Below are 17478 nucleotides of genomic sequence, written 5' to 3'. Positions count from 1 at the left end.
ATGCTTATAATCCATCGCGCAGGAGAAATTATTTCTCCTTTTCTTCTTCTTTATCCCATCCGACTTTCCGGGTGAATTTCTTCCAGACCCTGGCGGCTCTTTCCTCGATCTCCTGTTCGCTCATGGTCTGGAAACCGTAGATCTTGCGCAGTTTTTCCATTTCCTGCTCCCGGGCTTCCGCTTTATCCGGACGCCGGAAGCTGAGCGGGATCCGCTTTTTTACTGTATCCCGGCATTTAACCGGCACCGGGAGGCCGAATGTATCAATCCGCATCTGATCACCTCATACTAATAGACGCCTGAGAAACCCAATTGTGACACGAAAACAGGAAAAAAACAATACATAAACAATTGAAAAACGCAAAGGAGATAAACACAGGCAAATAAAATCCCCGGGATCCGTTCCGGGAATCTGACAGGAGGGACATCCGATGAACGCAGAAACGCTGAAACAGCTCCCTTACTGGGGAGAACTTACGGAGACTGAGAAACAGCAGGTAGCGCAGTCCGCCTATATCCGGTATTACGCGCCGGGAGAGCGGCTCTTTGGTCCGGATGTGGAATGTGTGGGCATGATCCATCTGCTCAGCGGGGCTTCCCGGGCTTATCTGCTTTCAGATGAAGGCAGGGAGGTGACCCTGTTCCGGCTGGAAGAGGATGATGACTGCATCATATCCGCTGCCAGCGTGCTGGCACAGATCAACTTTGAGTCCTATATGGTGGTTGAGCAGCCCGCCAGTATCCTGATTGTCCCCGTGAAACTGTTCGGTGATCTCTGTGAGAATAATATCCATGTGCGCTGTTTTACCTATGAGCTGGCGACCCGGCGTTTTTCCCAGGTTGTTGCCGCGATTGAGCAGACCCTCTTCTCCCGGCTGGATAAGCGGCTGGCCAAATACCTGCTGGAAACTTACGAAAAAACCGGGATCCGGGATATCCGGATGACCCAGGAAGAACTGGCCCGCCAGGTCAATTCCGTTCGCGAAACCGTGGGCAGGATGCTCAAGCGTTTCGCCGGGGAAGGCCTGATCGAAAACCGGCGGGGAACTGTTGTACTGAAGGATCTTGAGAAGCTGGAGAAAACCGCTAAAAAGTAAATTGGTGTGTGACAAAATCACTGAATTTCATCCGGGGACTTGCTATAATCCAAAACGCAAACAGTAGGGAGAAAGCCTCCCAACCCCCCATAACAACCGCCCTTTTCCGGCAGAAAAGGGCGGTGTTTTTTATCGGTGTTTCCTTAACTTACAGGTTTTTACATTCCCGGTAAAGCAGTACGCTCAGCAGGATCTCCCCGCAGAGAATGAAAGCGGTTGTTGCCAGGCTGCCGCACAGGTGGGTGATGACCAGGGCACCGACGGTTTCCACGATGGACAGCACAAGGTAGGCTTTGCTGTCATAAGCCCAGCTGTATGGCAGCAGGTGCGCCCCGAAGATCATGGCATAAATCATGAGCATGGCGTCCGGCTTCCGGTCGAAAGCCCACATGGCAATCAGCAGGTACAGCAGCTGGTTCAGGGTGCTCAGGATAATGAGGCCGTTGATCGGATTGCCGGTTTTCCGGAAAACATCCGCTTTCAGTGCCTTGGAAAACAGGAAGGCCATCGGGAACAGCAGGCAGCAGCAGACGAAGGTTGCCATGTTCGCGGTCCGCAGGTCCTTGCTGACCAGCCGGGCGATAAAGATCAGTCCCCAGATGACCACAGAGGCCATGATAAAGGGCAGCCCCTTTTTCTGGGTTCTCTGGGCGTCTTTCTTCAATGTGTTCAGTCTGTCAACACAGGCGTTCAGTTCATATGATTCCATGGTAAACTCCTTTCAAAGAGCGTCAGCGATTCTTTCCTTCATCATCGCACAATCAGTAAATGTTTTCTATATATAGACGATCCGGCAGCCGGTTTTCAAACGGGGTTTTCAGGGAAAAAACATTCAAAGTACAGAAAAACGGAATCAGGCCTGCGGCCGGCAGAAGAAGGATAAGGGGAAAGGAAGTCCGGGAACAGAAGCTTGCAGCTGAAGGGACAGGACGGTTATAATGCTTCCGGCGGTGGGTTCCGATAACGAACCGGACAGCCGGAGGATAGACATATGTTTTTGATTCTGATCAGACAGATCCTGCAGATGTTCCTGCTGGCGGGCATCGGGTTCCTGCTTTTCCGGTGCGGCAGGATCACCCGGGAAGGCAGCCGGACGATCGGGAATATCCTGATCTACGTCTCCCTGCCCGCGGTCATCATTAACGGATTTCTGGTGGAGCGGACGGCGGAGCATGTATACGGCCTCTTATGGAGCGCTGCAACGTCCTTTGTGCTGTTGCTCGTGTCTGTGCTGGTTTCCCATTTTGTATTCCGGAAGGACCCGGTCGGGGCCTTTGCTTCCTCCTTTGCGAATCCCGGCTTTTTCGGCATCCCCCTGGTGATTGCCGCCCTGGGGGAGGGTGCGGTGTTTTATGCCGCCCCGTTTATCGCGCTGCTGAATATCGGCCAGTGGACTTACGGGGTTTCCCGGCTGAACGGCCAGCCGGTGCTGCAGGGCCTGCAGCCGAAAAAGCTGATCCGGGCGCCTTTTGTGATCGCGCTGCTGGTTGGCGTCGCGCTGTTCGCGTCCCGGCTGCCCCTTCCAGAGATCATCAGCGGCGGACTGCGCACGGTGGCGGGGCTGAACACGCCCCTGGCCATGTTCACGGTGGGCATTTACCTGGCGCAGACGGATATCCCCGGGATGCTGAAGCGCAAATCCCTCGGGCTGATTTCTGTTGTCCGGCTGCTGGCAATTCCGCTGATCGCGCTGCTGCTTCTGTGGCTTCTGCCGGAAAGTATGCAGGAAATGAGAACTGTCCTGCTGATCTGTGCCGCCTGCCCGGTGGGCTCCAATGTGGCGGTGTATGCCCAGCTGTATGGAAAAGATTATCCTTACGCGGTGGAGACGGTGGTGTTTTCCACGGTGTTCTCGCTTGCTTCCATTCCGCTGATTACGTATCTGTCATCCCTGATCTGGTAGAGGGGAAGGAAAAGGGACAAAAAACGTTTCGGAAGAGGCGTTTTTTGTTTTTTTCCTGTTTGTGTGACAAAGTCCTTGAAGTGTACGCACATATTTCATATACTGAAGTCAGAGAAAAAGTACGGACATTATAGATTGAGACCTGAATCATGAAAACCCGCGGGGCGGGAACATAATCACCGGAAGCGCAACGGTGCGCGGACAAAGAAACAAACGAAGGATCCGGACAGATGAAAGCGAAGAAAAAACTGGCATGCTTTTTCCCGGGAATTGGCTATACCTGTGATAAACCGCTGCTGTACTACAGCCGCAGTCTCCTGCAGAAGATGGGCTGGGAAGTGGTCTGTGTGCCCTATTCCGGTTTTCCGGCCGGGGTGAAGGGTAACGCGGAGAAAAAGGAGCAGTGCGTCAGGATGGCTGCGGAGCAGGCGGAAGCCATGCTGAAGAAAATCCGGTGGAACAAGTATGAAGATATCCTCTTCGTCGGCAAGAGCGTCGGTACGGTGATCGGGCCTGCCTATGCCAAAGCCCACGGCATTGACTGCCGCCAGATTCTTTTCACCCCGGTGGAGGATACCTTCGCCTATACCGGTATAAAGGCGATCGCCTTCTATGGGACCGCGGACACCTGGGCGGAGTCGGACGTCATCCGGGCAAACTGCCACCGGCTGGGGATTCCACTGTATGAAACGCCGGATGCCAATCACTCCCTGGAAACCGGCCATGTGGGAAGGGACATCCGGGAGCTGGGAAAGATCATGCGGCTGGTCCGCTACTTCGCGGCAGGCGAAGAACGGTAAACCGGAATCGCGCGGGAACTTCGGTTCCCGCTTTTTTTGTGACAAAGTCTCTTTTTGTGACGAAGTCGCTTGAAACGAAACGTTTTTTTTCCTATACTATGTGATACACTGCAAAGGATTGCATGGAGGGAGAAACAATGGTAAGGGAGATCATTCACGATCCGATTTTTCTGCAGCGCAAGTCTTTGAACGCGACAGCTGCGGATCTGCCGATCGCGGAAGATCTGGTGGACACGCTGCAGGCCAACGCGGATCGGTGCGTCGGGCTGGCGGCGAACATGATCGGAAAGCGGAAGCGGATCATTGCTTTCTGCAACGGCCCGCTGATCATGGTGATGCTGAATCCGAAGATCATCAACAAGGACGGGGAGTACGAGACGGAAGAAGGATGCCTGTCCCTGGACGGCGTCCGGAAGACCAAACGGTACAGAAGCATTACCGTCACCTGGCAGGATATGGACATGAACAAGCGGACCGGAACCCTGTCCGGTTATGCCGCCCAGATTGTCCAGCATGAGCTGGATCACTGCGAAGGAATCCTGATCTGACCAGGAACAAAAAAGACTGCCGCGGAAAACGCGGCAGCCTTTTTCTGATTGACCGGAGATTTCCGGTTTTTCTTTTTTAGCCCTTCTGGCGTTCAAAAGTGATGACCACACCGTGCCCCCTGGCGATATCGGGAGTGACGGTGATGACACGCCAGCCTTCCGCAGCCAGCTGATTCATCAGGCCCTCGGCCTCCCTGACGTTGCAGGCCTCCACATAATACTCATACATGATCCAGTTCCTCCTTTTCCACTCGTGCCAGGGTCTGCCCCTGTTACAATGAAAGTATACCTGAAATGGCGGAAGAAGAACAGGACGAAAGGGGAAAGATAAGCTTGGGTAATTTGCATGTCCTGTAAATATTTTCCTTTTTACCGGTGCCCGCCGCATTGACATCTGTCCGGACAGCGGTTATACTGCTTCCAGACTGATACGAAGGAGAATCCTGATTGATGAACACGCCCACCTGATACGCTGAAGTGATATAGACCCGGGAGAGGTCTGTTTTTTGTTGCGCTTCAGAATATCAGATAAGGTGTGTTTTTGTTATGCAAAAAAAGAATATTCCCCTGCTTTGCGTGATTACGTTCCTGCAGGGTATGGTGTTTTATGCTTCTGTTGCCACACTTTACCGGGAGGCGGCGGGGCTGAGTATGCTGCAGATCGGGACGATCGAGGCGGTCAACTTGGCGCTGAGCATGGCGCTGGAGGTACCCTGGGGCTGGCTGGCGGACCGGATCGGCTACCGGAGGACGATGATTGCCTGCAATGTCCTGTTCCTGGTGACCAAGGTTATCTTCTGGCAGGCGGAAGGATTCGCGGGCTTCCTGGCGGAGCGTGTGCTGCTGGCGGTGGTGCTCAGCGGATTGAGCGGCGTGGATTCCTCCATGCTGTATCTTTCCGCGCCTCCGGAGAAAAACCAGAAATACGAAGGATGGTGCCAGGCGGTGGGAGAGGCCGGCGTGCTGCTTTCAGGCCTGGTTTATACGGTGTTCCTCAGCGGGCAGTACCGTGCTGCCGCGCTGTGGACCATGATTGCTTACGGCCTGGCGGCGGTGCTGACTTTCTTCCTGGCGGAGGTGAAGCCGGAGGAAGAGTGTCAGCAGAAAAGGAGCATGCTGGCCTTGGTAAAAGAACATTTCCGGGTGCCGGGCATGATCCAGCTGGTGCTGTGCTGCACGCTTGCCGGGGAGACAATGCAGTGTATGATGGTTTTCTTTAATCAGAAGCTGTATGTGCGCTGCGGCATGAGTGACCGGATGATTGGCGCGGCGTTTCTTGTGATGACGCTGGCGGGCCTGTGCGGGCCGCTCAGCCACAGGATCACAAAGCGCCTGGGCCAGAAACGCATGGGCCTGGGACTTCTGCTGACGACAGCCCTTTGCGCGGGGGCACTGGCGGTGACGACCTCCGGACTTTTGTCCGTGATGCTGATTACGGTGATTTCCGCGGCGGGCGCGCTGATCAGCCCGCTGACCGGTTCTATGCAAAATGAAATGATCAAAACACCGGACCGGGCAACGGCCATGAGCCTGAACGCCATCGTGGGCGGCAGCCTGGCGGTGCCGATGGAGCTGGGCCTGAACGGAATGGCGGACGTAAGTATACCCTGGACGATGGTTCTGTGCGCCGTGCTCTGCGCGGTATCGGCGGTGTTGTACAGCAGAACGATGAAGCGTTCTGCTGTATGGAATTCATAATTCATAATTCACAATTATATAGTGTTTATACCCGGACTGTTATTGTCTGTTCATAACAGATGTCATGTTTTCAATATCAAAAATATGCCGGATGATCGGTGTTGTGCTTTGGTATAACATTCCAATCATTATGAATTATGAATTATGAATTATACAGTTTTTTTATTCTGCATGAATAAAAAAACTATCTTTTTCCGTCTGATAAGTGAACGGGCGAGGAAAGGCCCGGAAAAACGGATATCCGGCGGCCCCGGGGAAGACGGATAATCCGGAAAGTGAGGAGGCGGGGCATATGCGAAAGGAGACCCAGGTACCGGGCTCCATGAGCGAAGAGGAACTGAACCGCCTGGTGGATGCCTATTCAGGTATATTGCTGGGTTTATGCCGCCTGACGCTGGGTGATACGGCGATGGCGCAGGATATAGTACAGGAAACTTTCCTCAAGGCATGGCAAAGCGGAGGATTCCGTCGGGAGAGTGAAAAAGCCTGGCTGATCCGCGTGGCCATAAACCTGTGCCACGACTATCACCGCAGCCGGTGGTGGAAGCATATAGACCACAAGGCGGATCTGGATGAAATCCAGATTGCGGAACCGGATCCTGCGGACCGGGAAATCCTCGCCATGGTGAAGGAACTCCCCTTCCGGGAACGGCAGATCGTGATTCTGTATTACTGGAACCGGATGAGAACGAATGAGATTGCGGAAACCCTGGGCATCAGCCAGGCCTCGGTCAGCCGGAGCCTGGAAAAGGCCAGGAAACTGCTGAAACTTGAACTGGAAGGAGGCTGAGAGAAATGAAGGAAAATGAATTATACCGCGCCCTGGATGCTTCGGTCACGGGCTGTCAGCCTTCCGATTACTGGAAGAACCGGATGGTTCGGCAAATCGTGAAAGGAGAAGAGATGAAAAAGCGGACGAAAGTGTCCTTTGGCGTTGTGATCGCCGTGGCGCTGCTGCTGATTTCCGTTGTGGGTGTCGCGGTGGGTGTACTGGTGCATGAATATTACGCGAAAGTTGCCGAGATGGAACGGGAAGGCGTGCTGGAACGCTGGCAGCTGGAGGACAAGCTTCAGTTTATCGGCACCATGAAGGAATGCAATTTTGAGATAGATGAGGAACTGTATACCGCAGCCAACAATGAAACCCTGGCAAAGGAGGAAAGGGAAGCCGCCGCGGACCGGATTATCAACAATACTTACGGTGAAGTGATCCGGGAGAACCTTTACTATAACGCTCCTGTGGAGGAGGACAGCCTGGGCCTGGCGCCCGATACGCTGCTGGTGTTCTATGAACGGTATCTGGCGGAGCATCCGGACTGGGATGAAAGCCGGGAAGGCATGCAGGCCTATACCGACGCGCTGGGTTATTACCTGCGGGATGAGATCGGGATTGAAACCGTGCCGGATACCCTGCCGGAGAAGCCTGTGATCAATGAGGAATATGCCGTGAAGGCCCTGAAGGACCAGATGACGGACTACTGGCGCTGGCAGTGGGATGCGGAGGCTGTGGAGGCCATGGTGCCCCAGGTGGAATGGGATGAAACCTACCGCATGTGGACTGTCTCCGGGGAAGTCAGCGATGAGTCCATGGAGAAGGCCACCGACCTGCGGAAGGATATGACCCCGGCAAAGGCGGGATATACCATTGAAAAGACAGAAGGCGGATACCGCGCTTCCATGCTGGTGGACGAATACGGTCATACCCGCGTTGAGGACCTGGACAAGGAAGCATTCCGCCTGGAATACCTGAACTGGGTGGAACCGGTGCAGAAAATTACCATGAGACAGGCCCTGGACCTGGCCGAAGCGGAAGTGAAGACGAAGTACGGTGTGACCGACGCGAACCTGAAGGAATGGTTCTATGACTTCATCTACATGGGAACCGGAGCGGAAGACGGCCTGCTGTACCGGATTGACTTCCATACCCATTATGACGTTGCCGTGGAGCTGCAGTACGGCGTCCTGGTCAACATGGCCACCGGTAAGGTGGAAGGCTCCGTAAGCTACCTGGAGAAGGACCGGACGCTGGAATGGCAGCTGCTGGAATTCGCCGCGGATACGGAACAGCACAGCGGCTGGTATATCAACTGGAGCCCGGAAAAGAAACAGGAGCTGGTCAGTAAAATCCGGACCTGCGGGCTGCAGGCGGATCATGCCTATTGGTGGAAGACCAACCCGACGGAGCAGGAGACAGACGCTTTTGTGGCGGAGGTTTTCGGCGCCAAAGGCTATGCTTCCACATTGAATGTGAAGGATATGATGCGTACGCTGCTGGGCGAAGAGGAAAACCGGAGCGTAGAAAACACCATGCTGGCGAACCGGATGCTTCGGAAATACAATATTCATTCAGAAGAGAATACGAAGCAGCGCAGGCAGGACGGACATGAGATCAGCGCTGAAGAAGCGGAGAAGCTGGTCCGGATGGAAGTGTGCAAGGCCTGGGAGATGCCCGGGAACGCACTGGATGGCTGGACGGCGGTGACAAACCTGGTACAGGAACAGACAATCCCGGATCATCCGGGGCTGATACGGCCCGGCGGCCTGATCTATTACCGCGTGTTCCTGACCCGGCCGGATGAGGAGCTGGAACAGGAGACCTTCGGCAGGCTGGATAATATGAATTTCCGGGTAGCTCTGGACGGGACGATTATGGGATCAGAAACCGATAAGAGTTGGCGGAACCCGAAGGAGGACAGGGAGAGATGGCAAAAATGAAAGATAAAATGACGCGATTGCTGGGGTGCACGCTGCTGCTGTGCCTGTGCTTGACACTGCTGGCGGGTTCCGCCCTGGCGAATGAAGTAGTGGATATCAGTACTGACGGATATGATTGCATGTATTATGAATGCACCTTGCCGGACGGACGGCTGCTCTTTTCCGGGAATATGGGCACGGTAGGCAACTATGCGGATTCCAGGGCGCGGCTGCTGTGTATGAATCCGGATATGACCGTGAGCTGGGATTATGTTGATCCGGAGGAAGGTAGCTGCAGGTTCTGGGGCGCGGCGGTGCTGAAGGACGGAACTATCGGAACTGTGCTGGACAATTCTCCGTATCAGAATCCGTTGGACAGGAAACTGAAATTCTTTACCCAGGACGGGCAACCGACCGGTAAAGAGATTGTGTTTTCAGATATTGAAAGCAATGTGGAAGAAGCTACACCTTCCTTCCTGTGGATTCTTGCCATGCCGTCCAGCGGCGGAATGTATGAAAGATTTTATGACTGGGACGGCAATTTGATTCTTGAGTATGAAGGCGAAAATAATCTGATTGATGGTGCCAGTATCCTGATTGAGGAAGAAGACGGATTGGTGTTTGCGGGTGCTGAACCTGGATTAAGAAAGTGCGCCCGGATCATGAAAATGGATTTTCAGGGTAATTTGTTCTGGGAAACGACATTGCCTCTTACTTTGGAAGGAGCAGAAGAAGGAAGACTGATGGACCTGGTAAAGGCGGATGACGGCGGTTATCTGGGCCTTTTGCAGGAAACCGGTCCTCATGATCCGAACGGCTATACGGAGTTCTGCAAATATGCAGTCGTTAAGTTCAGTGCCAACGGACGTCTGCTCTGGAAAAATACGACGGCCTTTGACGGCAAACCCGATCTGTGGACCCGAAGACTTACGAGACATAACGGTAAGCTGGTGGCTGAAATTGAGAAGCTGCACGATACGAATGACAGCGTGAGTGTTCCCCATACATTCCTGTGGATGGACGAGGAAGGCAATGAGCTGGGTACCACTGAACTGGTGCTGAAGAAGGAAGAATTGCCGCGGCTGGCTGATCGGAAAAACGTGAGGGGAATCGGGAGATTCGATCTGTATACTACAGAGAACGGATTGTGGGGATTCGGCACGTTTGAAGCGGAAAACAGGGACTATATGAAAGAGATGGACAGTCATGATGATGTGTTTGTAAAAATTCCAGAGCTGTAAATTATTTGTCCGGCAGAGCAACATATCGCTCTGCCGGACTTAATTCATAATTCATAATTATATAGAGTTTGCACCCGAATGGAGGGTGTTCAATGACAGAAAAAACAGTGTACCGTTAGTCAGTACACTGTTCTGCAATCATATCGGAATCATTATGAATTATGAATTGTGAATTATGAATTATTTGATGATCTGTCTTGTCTCCTCCGGGGCAGCCACCTTTTCGGGAACATAGCTCATATTGAAGTGCTTTCCGTCCACCCGGGGATAGCCGTCCTTCACTTTTTCGGCGGCATAGAAGACGGTACCGCCCATCATACCGGGACGCTCGCACTTATCGTCCGTGCCGGCCACCACCTTTGCCACGGTTTCGATGGCCTCATCCACGATGGAGGCGTCGAAGATCTCGTGGCCGCCGTACATTTTGTCGAACTCCTTCTGGTGTTCTTTCAGGTGCAGGAGGTTCCGCAGGTAGGAGATAATCGGCAGGGAATTCGGGAACTCCAGCAGGGTGTTGCCGTTGCAGGCGTCGCCGGAATAGGCGATGCGGGACTTGTGGTCAATGAATACCACTTCGCCGGCAGTGTGGCCGCCCACGTCCACCACCTCAATGATCCGGCCGCCCAGGTCAAACATGTCCCCGTCATAAATCGGGTAGACCTTGATGGCGTTCCAGTCAACGAAATTATCGTCGGGCTCGATCAGGTCCCTGTATTCCGGCAGGGCCGTCTTTTTGGCGATTTCCATGACCTGTTCCTTTTTGACGCCCACGCAGTCCTGGAAGGAAGCAATATCTCGGTCCGGCATATAGCAGTGGTCGAAGTGGAAATTGCCGCCCACATGGTCGGAATGGCTGTGGGTGTTGGCTACCCGGATGGGCTTGTCCGTCAGGGTTTCGCAGAAGGTCTTCAGGTTGCCCATGCCGAGGATGGAATCGATGAGCAGGGCATAGTCTTCGCCCTCGATCAGGTAGCAGTTGGCATAGGAGTTCTCCACAAACGCGTTGGTGATCATCCAGCTCTTTTCGGCAATCTCCTCAGCCATGAAATACGGAATCTTCTTCTCCATATATACCTCCGTGTTGTCAGGGGGACGTATCTGTTGACAACTTTTTCAAACAGCAGTTTTAACTATTATACTTTCCCGGGAACCAAAGCGGAACTGACAAACCGTAGAAAAAGTATATTCAGTATTTTACTGCAGGTATGGGTTTCTATATCAAGGGATTCCTCGACTCCAGCATCCGCTTTCGTTCGGAATGACAGCCTGGTGCTCGGTTTGGCATATAGGATACAGACAAACTCATTATGAATTATGAATTAACGAAGGCGTGTGAGATTTCTCACACGCCTTCGTAGTAGACCGCTTTCTTCGCTTCATATGTATCCGTATACAGCCATTCAGACTGCTGGTTGACGGTATTTGTCCGGTATACGTTCACCTTGTAGCCTTCGCGGCCTTCGGAATACAGGTACAGTTCACCGGGATAAGTGGTGTATTCGTGCTTTTTGTCCTTCTTATACTCAGGTTCGGCGTAAAGGGTTTCAATGATCGTGGACTGCAGCTCATAATGAACGTCGCCCATGTAGGGACCGTAGATGTCCACCCGTGTCCGCAGGCGGTTCTTTTTCTTTTCTGTCGGGTCTTTTTCCACGGTGGCGAAGATGTAGATATCCCCATCTGTGTTGTTCTTGAACCGGAAGTCCTTGTTATGCTTGTAACCTTTCTCCATGTAGACCGTGGCGTCCAGGCCCAGCTCCGTATACCGGACCTTTTCGGAATGCGCCTTGCGTTCCACAATCTGCAGGCCGGCGCACAGGGCTGCCTGGTACAGGGTGGTGCTGGCCTGGCAGACGCCGCCGCCGTAACCTTCCACATAGTTTCCGTATGCGATTTCCTGCGCGGGATAGAAGCCCCGTTCCGCCGTCCGGTATCCCACGACGGTATTGAAACTGAAGGTTTCGCCCGGCGCAAGTTTATACCCGTTCACGAAGTCGCACAGGGCGTGGCGGATATTGTTGTTCCGGTCCTCAGTGGAGCTGGTATGTATTTTCGTGGTGGCGGAGGCCCGGAGGGAATACTTTTGCATGAGATCCGCCTTGCGGACGGAGGGCTGCACCTGATCGGGCTGAATCTCATAGGTGCCGTTTTCCATGGTGGAAAGCTTTTCAAAGATCCACTCCCGGATGGGGGCGGTGTTCAGGGTCAGCCCGTTCACCTCGTCATAGAACTGGAAGGGCGCGTTGATGTTTTCCTGGTCCGGGGTCACATAGGCGTCCTGGGCCGGCCGGTCAATGGAGCTTTTGATGATGGCCAGCAGGTCGTCGATCCGCTGGGTGTTGCCGGCGGAGGGCCGGGCGGTGGAGGTGCGGTAGGGCGTCTGCTCCAGCTGCAGCATGTCGTTATACCGCTGTTCATCGCTGCCGTTGTGTCCCTGTTGCATGGCCTCGTTCAGTACGCCGGTCACGTCCACGGTGAAGTTCAGGTCTGACGCGGTAATATCGGCGTGATTGCTGCCGTAGGTCAGGGTGACTTTCCAGTCGGCATGCTGGGCCTGGATGCCGGACTCCACGGCGCTCTTGGCTTCCTCATAGGTCATGCCGCCCAGGTCAATGCCGTTCACATAAACCCCGGGGCAGAAACGGTCGCGGTAGGGTTCTACCTTGGCCTGGATCATATCCGCCTTCTGCTGTATAGCCGCCTGCTCGGCCGCCTGTTCCCTGGCGGTATGAATGCCGTTGGCGCCCAGGACGGCGGCCACGATAATCAGTACCGCAAGGATCGCGATGGGCAGGAATTTGACGGGCTTCTTCGGGGGCTTGGGCGGCTGGGGCCGGGCGTAGGGTACAGCGGGTCCCTGCTGTCCGGGATAATAACCCTGCGGAGCCTGCTGCTGAGGGACGTATTGATTCTGCCGCGGAGGCAGTTGCTGCTGCCGGGGCGCGTAGTATCCCTGCGGGGGTTGCTGCTGTTGCGGAGGCGCATAGTATCCCCGGGGCGGCTGTTGCTGCTGCCCTGGGGCGGAATAACCCTGCCGGGACTGCTGCTGCGGATATCCCTGCGGGGGCTGCGCCGGTTGAGTATGGCGGCCCTGCGAGGGTTGCTGCATCTGTTGCGCCTGGGAATTCTGCTGGGTGTAATAGGACAGCGGTTCCTGCTGCCGGGCGGGATTGTACCACTGGGATTCCTTCTGCGGGACGTTATGGACAGCGGCAGGCGGAACAAACCCCTGGCTTGGACCGGCGGCGTGCGGGTTCTGCGTTCTCCCGCGGTTCTGTTCCTGGCCTTTCATACTGTTCCTCCCGGATCAATTTTTCTTTCCGTTATGATAACGAATCCGGAACCTTCCGGCTTCCTCTATTTTACTCCTGATTCAGTTCCAGTACCATACACTCGTCGGAGTCCCTGAATCCAAGGGTGCGGTACAGCGGCCGTCCGGCTTCTGTGGCGTCCAGGCTGATCTCCGTAATACCCCTGTCCCGGGATTCGTCAATCAGCATGGAAACCATGGTGCGGCCGACGCCCTGCCGGCGGAAATCCGGATGGGTATAAACGTTCATCAGGTGAGCTCTCCGGCCGGAGGGATGGGAAAAGGTCGGCATCATGTCGATATAGCACATCGTGGCGCAGCCTGCGATACGGCCTTCTTCCAGGGCCAGCACAGTGGTCTGGTCCCCTTCCCGGAAGTATTCCCTGCTGGCTTCCAGGAACTCCTCGCTGAAGGCATAATCCTCCGGGAGGCGGTTGACAGCCCGGAGGGTCTCCTCCCGGCTCCGGATCAGCAGTTCCATATCGTCGGCTGTGGCGTACTTGTATTGCATAGGGTGTTTCTCTCTTTCGATAATACACTTTGCCGCTGCAAAGTGCGTTGTAACATTATATGTCCCGAACCCTTTGTTCGCAAGCCTTAAAAGTTTCCGGAAGAAAACCGGATCCGGATTCGTTGGATAGCAGGAACGCTCCTGTAAAGGAGCGTGACGGAGGACATGACTGTGAAACGAACTGTGAAAGTTTTATTGATATTCCTGATTTTCATCCTGGCGATTGCTTCATCTTCCCTGGCGGAACCGCTGGGTTTCGGCTTTGTAAATGCCCGGGATGTGGCGCTGAGAGGGGTCATGGGCGGCACCATTATGGACCGCCTGCCGAAGGGTACCTGCGTATGGATCCGTGACGTACGGATGGACCGGGCAGGGAAAAAGTGGTATGAGATCAACGCCAAAGCGGGCGTGAATGAGGACGGAACGGAAAAAGAGCATACAGGCTGGATGCGGGCGGAGTTCATTGACGCCGGAGACTCCCTCTGGCGTGAAGTGGAGTCCGTGGCTGCCTCGGATGCGGGCATGCTCGCCCTGCGGACGGACGGCACTGTGGAACAGGCCGGTCAGTCCGGGGAAAATGCCGGGCAGGATCTGCGCGGATGGGCAAAGGTCCTCAGCGATATCCAGCAGGTGGGCGTCTGCGCGAACGGACAGTCCTGCTATGCTGTGGGCCGGGACGGCACCTGCTACCATTCCGCGGATGACGGGGAAAACCATACGGAAAGGATCTATACCGCCGGCGGAAAACAGCGGGTCTGGGAGATCACCACGGATTACCAGCTGAAAACCGGTGACAGTACCCTGAACTGGATTTACCCGGAGGATCTCGGTCCGGAACAGCTGTCCCATGTGACGGCGGTGGCGGACAATGCCAGCAGGCTCCTGCTGCTTACGGACGACGGAAGGGTCTTTGCGGCGGGCTGGCAGCAGGACGGGGAAGAAGAACCGGAACCGGACTGGGAGAAATGGACGGATGTGGTCAGCCTGGAAGCGGCCTCCTGCCGCTTCACGGAGGACGGGGAGGTCCGTTCCGCCTGCGCGGCGGTCCGGAAGGACGGCACCGTGCTGGCAGCGCCCATGGAACTGTCTGATTTGATTGGCTCCTGGACGGACATGGCGAAAATTGTCATCGGGGAAAACTGGGCGCTGGGCCTCAAACGGGACGGCACGGTGCTTTCCGCCGGGATGGCCGGGGCAAACCCGCCGGACGTTTCCGGCTGGTCGGATATCATGGATCTCGGCACCGGCCGGGACTACTGCGTCGGCGTGAAAAGCAGCGGCTCCCTGGTCTTCGCCGGGGATCATGTGTTCTGAGCAAACTGAGCAACAAGACAAGGGGAAAGAACCGTCCCCTTGTCTTGCTTTTTTATTTTGTTCGCCTTGACAAAGCAATAGGGGTTTCATATCATTTTTTTGACTGGGTGAAAGGAGAATACCGCTATGGCCAGACAAGCGAGAAGAAAATCATCGACCGGCCTGTATCATGTGATGATGCGGGGCGCTGACAGACGTATCCTGTTTGCTGACGACCAGGACAATCTTGGCTTTTTGCTGAGTCTGAAACGCGCCAAGAAAGCAAGCGGTTTCAAATTATATGCCTATTGCCTGATGGGAAACCATGTTCATTTGTTGATAAAAGAGGAAGAAGAGCCACTTGAGATTGTAATTAAGCGCCTTGGAGTGTCTTATGTATATCACTATAATGAAAAATATGATTTACTGGGACATCTGTTTCAGGATCGGTACAGGAGTGAACCGGTAGAAACGACAGCATATTTTCTGGATGTGCTGCGATATATCTGCCAGAACCCTGTGAAGGCGGGGCTGAGCCGCAATCCGATGGAATACCGCTGGCTTGGATGTGCAGGAGTAAAAGATGAGTTTGCTCTGACGGATGATATAAGCTATTATACTGATCTGAGCGGTAATGAACTTCTTACATTTGTAAACGGAAATTGTGAAGAGGATCATCTGGAAGAATCGTACAGAAGAAGAATGACGGATCGGGATGCGATCAGTAAATTGTGCAAAGTCTGTGAATGTGAGCACGTACAGGAAATTGAAGGCTGGCCGAAACAGAGACGTGATGAAGCAATAAAAAAAGCGTTGAAGGCTGGTTTGTCTATCCGTCAGATTTCTCGGTTGACTGGGATCAGCAAGGCTGTTATTGAATGGGTCAGGCGTGGATGAATTCCAGGGAACAAGACAAGGGGACGGTTCTTTTGTCTTGCTCAATCAAAGAATGAATGAAATGCAACAAGACAAAAGAACCGTCCCCTTGTCTTGTTGAGCAGGGAGGAAGAAGCTATGAAAACTGCAATCATTTTCTATTCCGAGCATCATGGAAATACCCGGAAACTGCTGGACGCCATCGCGGAAAAGAACGACGTTACCCTGATTGACGTGACCAAAGTGCAGAAGGCGGATCTGTCCGGCTATGACAGGATCGGCCTGGCCTCCGGCATCTATTACGGCGGCTACGCGAAACAGGTGCTGGCTTTTGCCCAGGAGTGCCTGCCGGAGGGGAAGAACGTCTTCCTCATTTATACCCAGGGCGCCAAGAAGGGTGATTTCCTGAAGACGATCCGCCAGGTGGTGGAGGCGAAAAAGTGCACGCTGATCGGCTCCTACTGGTGCCAGGGCTTTGACACCTTCGGCCCCTTCAAGCTGGTGGGCGGTATCGCCAAGGATCATCCCACCGCGGAGGAAATCAGCGCCGCCGTGAAATTCTATGAAGAACTGCCGCAGCAATAAGCATCGGAGAAAAGCACAATGAAGGTTGAGGTAAAGCGCATTCACCCGGACGAGGAGGAAAACGCCGTCATCCGGGTGGCAGAGCTTACGGACAGTATCCGGAGCGCGGTGGACCTGCTGGAGAACCAGTGCCGGACGGTGCCGGTCCAGGCGGAAGGCAAAACCATGATGTGCCGCACGGACCAGATCTACTATATTGAGTCTGTGGACAAGCGCTCCTTTGTGTATACCAAGGGCGGCTGCTATGAGACGAAGTACCGGCTGTATGAGCTGGAAGAATTGCTGGACAGCCGCTTTCTCCGCAGTGCCAAGGCGATGATCGTCAATATCCGGAAGATCCGCTCCGTCAAAAGCGAGCTGAACGGCCGGATGCGGGCGGAGCTGCTGAACGGGGAACAGATCATTATTTCCCGGGGCTATGTGAAGGAACTGAAGGAGAAGCTGGGGGTGTAAGCATGAAGAAGTGGAAAATTATTTTCAGCCAGACGCTGATGATCTCCACCGGCATCCTGTTCGGCGTGGGCGTACAGGGCCTGATTAACCATCTGAATACCGGCGCTGAAATGCTCCGGTGGCAGTGGTATATTCCCCTGTCCATTATCCTGACCGGCTTCCTGTGTTCCCTGGCGACGTTGTTTCTCCTGGAGGACGAGGGGAAAAGCGTCTCCCGGTCCAGGCTCCGGATTGTGCTCCATTTCCTTTTCCTGTTCCTGGTGGTGGCCGGCTGCGGTTATCTCTTCGGCTGGTATGAAACCGCCGGGGAACTGGCCGTGATCGGCGGCATGTATGTGCTGATTTACGGTTTCGTCTGGCTCGGTTCCCTGTGGATGAACAAGGCGGATGAAAAGAAAATCAATGAGGCGATAAACGAGATCCGGGACGAGGAATAAACTCAATTCAGAATTCAGAATTAAGAATTCAG

At 54.3% G+C, this 17478-nt stretch carries 19 protein-coding genes; 13 read left to right on the top strand and 6 right to left on the bottom strand.

The features are described from left to right. Positions 1–28: 28 nt before the first annotated feature. A complete protein-coding gene (locus JYE49_RS11250) occupies positions 29–274 on the bottom strand; it encodes a hypothetical protein (RefSeq protein WP_093957397.1) in 246 nt (81 codons plus the stop codon). A gap of 157 nt (positions 275–431) precedes the next feature. On the opposite strand from JYE49_RS11250, the gene JYE49_RS11245 reads away from it, so the two are divergent. Next, a complete protein-coding gene (locus tag JYE49_RS11245) occupies positions 432–1097 on the top strand; it encodes a Crp/Fnr family transcriptional regulator (RefSeq protein ID WP_093957398.1) in 666 nt (221 codons plus the stop codon). A gap of 148 nt (positions 1098–1245) precedes the next feature. Here the strand turns inward: JYE49_RS11245 and JYE49_RS11240 are convergent, their stop codons facing one another. Next, positions 1246–1806 carry a DUF7010 family protein gene (locus JYE49_RS11240; RefSeq protein ID WP_093957399.1) on the bottom strand — a complete coding sequence of 187 codons (561 nt, stop codon included), beginning with the start codon at positions 1804–1806 and terminating at the stop codon, positions 1246–1248. Positions 1807–2088: 282 nt separating this feature from the next. Between JYE49_RS11240 and JYE49_RS11235 the strand changes: the two genes are divergently transcribed. The 3 genes from JYE49_RS11235 (at position 2089) to JYE49_RS11225 (ending at position 4348) form a co-directional block, all read left to right on the top strand. Beyond that, positions 2089–3000, top strand: coding sequence for an AEC family transporter (locus tag JYE49_RS11235; protein WP_093957400.1), 912 nt, complete (start codon positions 2089–2091; stop codon positions 2998–3000). 230 nt (positions 3001–3230) lie between these two features. After that, the gene (locus JYE49_RS11230; protein ID WP_093957401.1) at positions 3231–3800 is read left to right on the top strand and encodes a hypothetical protein; all 570 of its coding nucleotides are present in this window, start codon (positions 3231–3233) and stop codon (positions 3798–3800) included. A 137-nt stretch (positions 3801–3937) separates the two neighbouring features. Next, positions 3938–4348 carry a peptide deformylase gene (locus JYE49_RS11225; RefSeq protein WP_093957402.1) on the top strand — a complete coding sequence of 137 codons (411 nt, stop codon included), beginning with the start codon at positions 3938–3940 and terminating at the stop codon, positions 4346–4348. A gap of 76 nt (positions 4349–4424) precedes the next feature. Here the strand turns inward: JYE49_RS11225 and JYE49_RS11220 are convergent, their stop codons facing one another. Then, entirely contained in the window at positions 4425–4577 is a 153-nt protein-coding gene (locus tag JYE49_RS11220) for a DUF4177 domain-containing protein (protein WP_143754499.1), read from the bottom strand. Positions 4578–4894: 317 nt separating this feature from the next. On the opposite strand from JYE49_RS11220, the gene JYE49_RS11215 reads away from it, so the two are divergent. From JYE49_RS11215 to JYE49_RS11200, 4 genes are all read left to right on the top strand, one after another. Beyond that, positions 4895–6046 carry an MFS transporter gene (locus JYE49_RS11215; RefSeq protein WP_093957403.1) on the top strand — a complete coding sequence of 384 codons (1152 nt, stop codon included), beginning with the start codon at positions 4895–4897 and terminating at the stop codon, positions 6044–6046. A gap of 292 nt (positions 6047–6338) precedes the next feature. Further along, complete coding sequence (locus JYE49_RS11210; protein WP_093957404.1) at positions 6339–6836, top strand: RNA polymerase sigma factor; 498 nt, start codon at positions 6339–6341, stop codon at positions 6834–6836. A gap of 5 nt (positions 6837–6841) precedes the next feature. Then, entirely contained in the window at positions 6842–8761 is a 1920-nt protein-coding gene (locus JYE49_RS11205; RefSeq protein ID WP_093957405.1) for a hypothetical protein, read from the top strand. Next, positions 8749–9981 carry a hypothetical protein gene (locus JYE49_RS11200; RefSeq protein WP_093957406.1) on the top strand — a complete coding sequence of 411 codons (1233 nt, stop codon included), beginning with the start codon at positions 8749–8751 and terminating at the stop codon, positions 9979–9981. Before JYE49_RS11205 ends, JYE49_RS11200 begins: the two co-directional genes overlap by 13 nt. Positions 9982–10161: 180 nt before the next feature. On the opposite strand, the gene JYE49_RS11195 is transcribed toward JYE49_RS11200, so the two are convergent. From JYE49_RS11195 to JYE49_RS11185, 3 genes are all read right to left on the bottom strand, one after another. Continuing rightward, positions 10162–11049 carry an MBL fold metallo-hydrolase gene (locus JYE49_RS11195; RefSeq protein ID WP_093957407.1) on the bottom strand — a complete coding sequence of 296 codons (888 nt, stop codon included), beginning with the start codon at positions 11047–11049 and terminating at the stop codon, positions 10162–10164. Between the two features lie 274 nt (positions 11050–11323). Further along, complete coding sequence (locus tag JYE49_RS11190; RefSeq protein ID WP_093957408.1) at positions 11324–13273, bottom strand: VanW family protein; 1950 nt, start codon at positions 13271–13273, stop codon at positions 11324–11326. 70 nt (positions 13274–13343) lie between these two features. Further along, positions 13344–13802, bottom strand: a complete 459-nt coding sequence (locus tag JYE49_RS11185) for a GNAT family N-acetyltransferase (RefSeq protein WP_093957409.1) — start codon at positions 13800–13802, stop codon at positions 13344–13346. Between the two features lie 171 nt (positions 13803–13973). Here JYE49_RS11185 and JYE49_RS11180 point away from each other — a divergent pair, with 171 nt between their 5' ends. The 5 genes from JYE49_RS11180 to JYE49_RS11160 all read left to right on the top strand — a co-directional run bounded on the left by JYE49_RS11180 (position 13974) and on the right by JYE49_RS11160 (position 17446). Continuing rightward, complete coding sequence (locus tag JYE49_RS11180) at positions 13974–15116, top strand: RCC1 domain-containing protein (RefSeq protein WP_143754500.1); 1143 nt, start codon at positions 13974–13976, stop codon at positions 15114–15116. Between the two features lie 126 nt (positions 15117–15242). Continuing rightward, positions 15243–15992, top strand: coding sequence for a transposase (locus tag JYE49_RS11175; RefSeq protein ID WP_093957411.1), 750 nt, complete (start codon positions 15243–15245; stop codon positions 15990–15992). Positions 15993–16109: 117 nt separating this feature from the next. Then, the gene (locus JYE49_RS11170; protein ID WP_093957412.1) at positions 16110–16556 is read left to right on the top strand and encodes a flavodoxin family protein; all 447 of its coding nucleotides are present in this window, start codon (positions 16110–16112) and stop codon (positions 16554–16556) included. Positions 16557–16574: 18 nt separating this feature from the next. Next, positions 16575–17009, top strand: a complete 435-nt coding sequence (locus JYE49_RS11165) for a LytTR family DNA-binding domain-containing protein (protein WP_093957413.1) — start codon at positions 16575–16577, stop codon at positions 17007–17009. Between the two features lie 2 nt (positions 17010–17011). Further along, on the top strand, positions 17012–17446 hold the full coding sequence (locus JYE49_RS11160; RefSeq protein ID WP_093957414.1) for a DUF3021 domain-containing protein: 435 nt from the start codon (positions 17012–17014) through the stop codon (positions 17444–17446). The last annotated feature ends 32 nt before the right edge of the window (positions 17447–17478 follow it).

The organism is Aristaeella hokkaidonensis (genome assembly GCF_018128945.1).
Classification (GTDB): Bacteria; Bacillota; Clostridia; order Christensenellales; family Aristaeellaceae; genus Aristaeella; species Aristaeella hokkaidonensis.
The sequence above is the reverse complement of the archived record's forward strand: the minus strand, read 5'-3'. Positions and strand labels throughout refer to the sequence as shown.